This window comes from Binatus sp. (SeqCode), from assembly GCF_036522015.1.
GTDB lineage: Bacteria > Desulfobacterota > Binatia > Binatales > Binataceae > Binatus.
On record NZ_DATDGQ010000286.1, the window covers coordinates 1 to 2,998 of the forward strand.

The following is a 2,998-nucleotide window of genomic DNA, read 5'->3' on the forward strand; positions in this document are numbered from 1 at the left end:
GAGCGGCTTCACTTGAGCCGCTATACATCAGGACGCCGGAGGCTACGTTCAAGCCCACTTCGAAAAATCCGGCAGGCATAGGCACGGAGGGCGTATGGAGCATCGAGAAGAAGAACTCATTCGGCAGCATCTGACCCACGACGAGGACCTGAGAGCCCTCTACACGGAGCATCAAGCGCTCAAACAAAAACTCGAAGTCTTTAGACACAAACACTACCTGACCACTGAAGAGGAAATCGAAGAAAAGCGGATCCAGAAGCTTAAGCTGGCCTCGAAAGACCGCATGATGGCGATTCTCGGCCGCTATCAACAAGAGGCTCGCTGACGCAAAGGGTTCCGGCCATGAGCGCGCGCACTCCACCGCATGACAAGTCATACGATATCGGTTCTGGTTGAAAACGAATTCGGCGTGCTCGCACGCGTGGCTGGACTCTTTTCGGGCCGCGGCTTTAACATCGAGTCCCTGACCGTCAACGAGGATCCGCTCGATCCGACGGTCTCCAGGATTGTGCTGGTCACTACCGGCGACGATCAGATCGTCGAGCAGATCAACAAGCAGCTCAACAAGCTCGTGTCGGTGATCAAGATTACCGACTTCAAGGACGTCGAGACCATCGAGCGCGAGATGGTGATCGTCAAGGTGTCGGTGGACGAGCGCACGCGCTCCGAGCTCGACTCGATCGTCGCCGCGTTTCGCGCGCACGTGATCGATATCGGTCCGCGCGCGATCACCGTCGAGCTGACAGGCGATGACGAGAAGATCAAGGCGTTCATCGCGATCGTGCGGCCGCTCGGAATCAAGGAAGTGGTGCGATCGGGCAAGGTTGCGATGGCGCGCGCGGTCCAGCTCAATCACGACAATCATCAAAGTCGGCGGGCGCGCGAAGCTGAATAATCTGACAGCGGGAAATTCGGGAGAACATTCAAATGAAGGTTTACTACGACCGCGACGCGGACTTGTCCGCGCTCAAGGGCAAGAAGATCGCGGTCATTGGCTTTGGAAGCCAGGGACACGCGCATGCACTCAACCTGCGCGACAGCGGAATGGACGTCTGCGTCGGGCTCGGCGCCAAGTCGCCGTCGCGCAAAAAGGCCACCAAGCAGGGCCTGCCGGTGTTCGACACCGCCGAGGCCGCCAGGCGCGCCGATGTAATCATGGTGCTGGTGCCGGACGAGATGGGCTCGGAGATTTACGAAGCCGAGATTGCGCCTCATCTGACCAAGGGCAAGTACCTGGCCTTCGGACACGGCTTCAACATCCATTTCAAATTCATCAAGCCGCCGGCTGACGTCAACGTCTTCATGATCGCACCGAAGGGACCCGGTCATCTTGTGCGATCCGAGTACACCAAGGGCCGCGGCGTGCCGTGCCTGCTCGCAGTGGAGCAGGATCCGTCGGGCGACACCGCGAAGGTCGGCCTCGCATACGGCAGCGCGATCGGCGGCGGACGCGCTGCGATCATCGAAACCTCGTTCAGGGAGGAAACCGAAACTGACCTGTTTGGCGAGCAATCCGTTCTGTGCGGCGGACTGACCGAACTGATTCGCGCCGGTTACGAGACGCTGGTCGAAGCTGGTTATGCGCCCGAGATGGCGTACTTCGAGACGCTGCACGAAGTTAAGTTGATCGTGGACCTGATCTACGAGGGCGGAATTTCGAACATGCGCTATTCGATCAGCAACACCGCCGAGTACGGCGACATGACGCGCGGCACCAAGGTTATTGGCAAGCAGTCGCGCGAGGCGATGAAGCAAATTCTCGCGGACATTCAGTCGGGCAAGTTCGCCAACGAATGGATCGGCGACTATAAGGCGGGGCTGCCGCGTTTCCGCGAGCTGCGCAAGGAAGCCAGCTCGCATCCGGTTGAAGAAGTCGGGCGCAAGCTGCGCGCGTTCATGCCGTGGCTCGCGAGCGACCGGCTGGTCGATAAGTCGAAGAACTAGGCCGACGTGGCTGGCGAAACCGACAGCGGGCGCCCGGCGCCGGGCGCCGTCCTCGCGCGCATCGCCGGCGCTATTGGAATCGCGACCGAAGGCGCGGCGCTGTCGCTCGCACTGGCGGTATTCGGAATCATACTGATTGCGATTGGCCTCAAGTCGATCGGTGCGATCATAGTAATCCTCGCGATTCCGATTGCGCTTTTCTTTCGCGATCCCGATCGTTATCCGGCTCGTACCGAAAACGTCGTAATTTCAGGCGCCGACGGCAAGGTGACTGACATCTCCGATGTTTCTTTTCCCGGCTCGGCCGGCAACCGTTGCCATCGCGTGTCGGTTTTCATGTCTCCGCTCAACGTCCACGTGAACCGCGCGCCGGTGGGCGGCGAAGTCACGATGGTCGAGCACACCGCGGGCGAGTTTCGCGCTGCGTTTCGCGACGACGCCAGCGAGCACAACGAACGCACCCTGATTGCTATGACCGACGCGGCCGGGCGCATGTTCGGCATGATGCAGGTGGCCGGATACCTGGCGCGGCGGATAGTTTGCAGGCTGCGCGCGCGTGATAGAATACAAGCAGGTCAGCGGATCGGTCTGATTATGTTCGGCAGCCGCGTCGATCATTTTTTTCCGCCCGAGTACCGGGTCACCGTATCGCTTGGGCAACGGGTCCGCGCCGGAGAATCGGTCATCGGAGCAATCGAGCAATGAGCCGCAATTCCCGCCGCTCGCGCGAAGAGCGTCTTCGGATGGAGCTCTACTCCGGTCAGGCCGGCGCGCCGGGTCTCAAAGCTGACGGCCCGCTGCGTCGCGGCGTTTTTTTGGTGCCTGCGACAATCACTTCGATCGGCCTGCTGTCCGGCTTCTATTCGATGGTCTCCGCGGTGAGCGGACACTTCGAGGTCGCGGCCGTGATGATCGTGATTGCCTTCGTGTGCGACGGACTCGACGGACGCATCGCACGCGCATCGCGTACCTCGAGCCAATTCGGCGTCGAGTACGACAGCCTTTCCGACGTAGTCGCGTTCGGCGTCGCACCGGCGATGCTGGCGTATTCGTG

The 2,998-nt window shown here is 60.6% G+C and carries 5 protein-coding genes; all 5 read left to right on the forward strand.

Features of this window, described 5'->3' with window-relative positions:
- Positions 1-94: 94 nt before the first annotated feature.
- A complete protein-coding gene (locus tag VIW95_RS12265; protein WP_331586857.1) occupies positions 95-325 on the forward strand; it encodes a hypothetical protein in 231 nt (76 codons plus the stop codon).
- 39 nt (positions 326-364) lie between these two features.
- Complete coding sequence (gene ilvN / locus VIW95_RS12270; protein ID WP_331586859.1) at positions 365-895, forward strand: acetolactate synthase small subunit; 531 nt, start codon at positions 365-367, stop codon at positions 893-895.
- Positions 896-927: 32 nt separating this feature from the next.
- The gene (gene ilvC, locus VIW95_RS12275) at positions 928-1,944 is read left to right on the forward strand and encodes a ketol-acid reductoisomerase (protein WP_331586861.1); all 1,017 of its coding nucleotides are present in this window, start codon (positions 928-930) and stop codon (positions 1,942-1,944) included.
- 6 nt (positions 1,945-1,950) lie between these two features.
- Entirely contained in the window at positions 1,951-2,649 is a 699-nt protein-coding gene (locus VIW95_RS12280; RefSeq protein ID WP_331586863.1) for a phosphatidylserine decarboxylase, read from the forward strand.
- A partial coding sequence (locus tag VIW95_RS12285; RefSeq protein ID WP_331586865.1) for a CDP-alcohol phosphatidyltransferase family protein occupies positions 2,646-2,998 on the forward strand: 353 nt, incomplete at its 3' end. The genes VIW95_RS12280 and VIW95_RS12285, both read left to right, overlap by 4 nt.

Bases quoted from the DNA above. Each gene is read 5' to 3' on its own strand.
- VIW95_RS12265 (WP_331586857.1), top strand. From the start codon at position 95: ATGGAGCATCGAGAAGAAGAACTCATTCGGCAGCATCTGACCCACGAC.
- ilvC (WP_331586861.1), top strand. From the start codon at position 928: ATGAAGGTTTACTACGACCGCGACGCGGACTTGTCCGCGCTCAAGGGC.
- ilvN (WP_331586859.1), top strand. From the start codon at position 365: ATGACAAGTCATACGATATCGGTTCTGGTTGAAAACGAATTCGGCGTG.